This is a genomic window from Stenotrophomonas sp. YIM B06876 (genome assembly GCF_030711595.1).
GTDB lineage: Bacteria > Pseudomonadota > Gammaproteobacteria > Xanthomonadales > Xanthomonadaceae > Stenotrophomonas.
In genome coordinates this window covers 1-1930 of the sequence record NZ_JAUJUJ010000142.1, presented here as the reverse complement: position 1 = coordinate 1930, position 1930 = coordinate 1, and the positions used below count along the sequence as shown (strand labels likewise).

The window sequence follows — 1930 nt, the reverse complement described above, 5'->3', positions numbered from 1 at the left end:
GTGAAGAGCCCGTTCGCGCTGATCCAGGAAATCCGCCAGTGGTTCGACGGCCCGATCGCGCTCAGCGGCGCCATCGCCAGCGGCAACGCCATCCTGGCTGCGCAGGCCATGGGCGCCGACTTCGCCTACATCGGCTCGGCCTTCATCGCCACGCACGAGGCGCGCGCCAGCGATGCCTACAAGCAGGCCATCGTCGACGGGACTTCGGACGACATCGTCTACAGCAACCTGTTCACCGGCGTGCATGGCAACTACCTGGCGCCGTCGATCCGCGCGGCCGGCATGGACCCCGACAACCTGCCCGAATCGGACCCGAGCAAGATGAACTTCGGCGGCGATGCCAAGAAGGCCTGGAAGGACATCTGGGGCTGCGGCCAGGGCATAGGCGCGATCGANGCAACCTGTTCACCGGCGTGCATGGCAACTACCTGGCGCCGTCGATCCGCGCGGCCGGCATGGACCCCGACAACCTGCCCGAATCGGACCCGAGCAAGATGAACTTCGGCGGCGATGCCAAGAAGGCCTGGAAGGACATCTGGGGCTGCGGCCAGGGCATAGGCGCGATCGACAAGGTGGTGGGCGCGGGCGAGATGGTGGCCCAGCTGCGCGCGCAGTACCAGGCCGCGCGCCAGCGCCTGGCGCTGGACTAGGTTTGAATGTTTTAGCGCTCTAGCGCTGATGCAGCCTGCGCGGGCAGCTCCTGAAAAAGGAGCTGCCCGTTTTTTATAGGCCGTAGCGCAGCGCGGTCGCCTTGCCCCAGAAAACGCGGTACATGAAGATGGTGTAGGCCACGATGACCGGCAGCGTGACCGCCACGCCGATGCCCATCACCGCCAGCGCTTCGGTCGACGAAGCCGCCTGCCACAGCGTGAGCCGCTCGATCACGATGAACGGGTAGATGCTGTAGGCCAGCCCGAAGAACGACAGCACGATCACCAACACCGTGGCCGCGAACACGATCCAGCCGTAGCCCGACTGCACGATGCGCGGTGTGCGCACCACGTGGTGGATGGCCCAGAACGCGCCCAGGCAGGCCAGTGGAATCGGCAGCAGCAACAGGAATTCGGGCAGCACGAACCATTTGTCGAACACGATGGGGCTGACCAACGGCGAGGCCACCGAGATCGCCGCCAGCATCACGCCCATGGGCCACAGCGCCTTGCGTGCCCAGGCAATTGCCTTGTCCTGCAGCGCGCCGTCGGTCTTCATGATCAGCCAGCCGCAGCCCAGCATGATGTAGGCCGCCGGCAGGGTGATGGCGATGCACAGCGCGAACAGCAGGCCCCAGACCTCGTGGTTGAAGCCGGTGACGTAGCTGCCCAGCATCCAGCCCTGCGCCATGGTGGCAACCAGCGAGCCGCTGAAGAACAGGCGGTTCCAGAGCGCCTTGTGCGCGTCGCGCGCCTTGACGCGGAAGTCGAACGACACGCCGCGGATGATGAGCCCGATCAGCATCGCCGCCACCGGCAGGTACAGCTCCGACAGCACGATGCCGTGCGCCTTCGGAAAGGCCACCAGCAGCACGCCGATGCCCAGCACCAGCCAGGTCTCGTTGGCGTCCCAGAACGGGCCGATGCTGGAGACCATCACGTCCTTCTCGTCGTCGCCGGCCAGCGGCAGCAGCAGGCCGATGCCGAGGTCGTAGCCGTCGAGCACCACATAGGCCAGCATGCACAGGCCCATCACGGCCATGAAGGCCAGGGGCAGCAGATGCGCCAAACTCGTGTCCATGGTCTTCTCCTTAAAGGTTCGGGGGGGCCTTGGCGGCCGGCGTGGGCATGGCGGCGTGCTCGCTCATGTACATCAGCACGCCGATGTACGACACCAGCAGAAAGGCGTAGATCAGCAGGTAGGCCGTGAGCGAGATGCCGAGCGTGAGCGGTGTGTGGTGGCCGACCGCGTCGGCCGTCTTGAGCACCCCGTAGACAAG

Annotated in this window: 3 protein-coding genes and 1 pseudogene; 2 read left to right on the top strand and 2 right to left on the bottom strand. The window is 65.9% G+C overall.

What is annotated here, in order from left to right:
* Positions 1-498: nitronate monooxygenase (locus QZH66_RS15480; RefSeq protein WP_305806796.1), on the top strand; the 498-nt coding region annotated here is incomplete at its 5' end.
* The gene (locus QZH66_RS15475; protein WP_305806795.1) at positions 456-650 is read left to right on the top strand and encodes a hypothetical protein; all 195 of its coding nucleotides are present in this window, start codon (positions 456-458) and stop codon (positions 648-650) included. The genes QZH66_RS15480 and QZH66_RS15475, both read left to right, overlap by 43 nt.
* A gap of 73 nt (positions 651-723) precedes the next feature.
* Here QZH66_RS15475 and QZH66_RS15470 read toward each other — a convergent pair whose 3' ends face one another.
* Positions 724-1731, bottom strand: a complete 1008-nt coding sequence (locus QZH66_RS15470; protein ID WP_305806794.1) for a cytochrome d ubiquinol oxidase subunit II — start codon at positions 1729-1731, stop codon at positions 724-726.
* 10 nt (positions 1732-1741) lie between these two features.
* Positions 1742-1930, bottom strand: a pseudogene (locus QZH66_RS15465) (cytochrome ubiquinol oxidase subunit I); the annotation flags it as partial.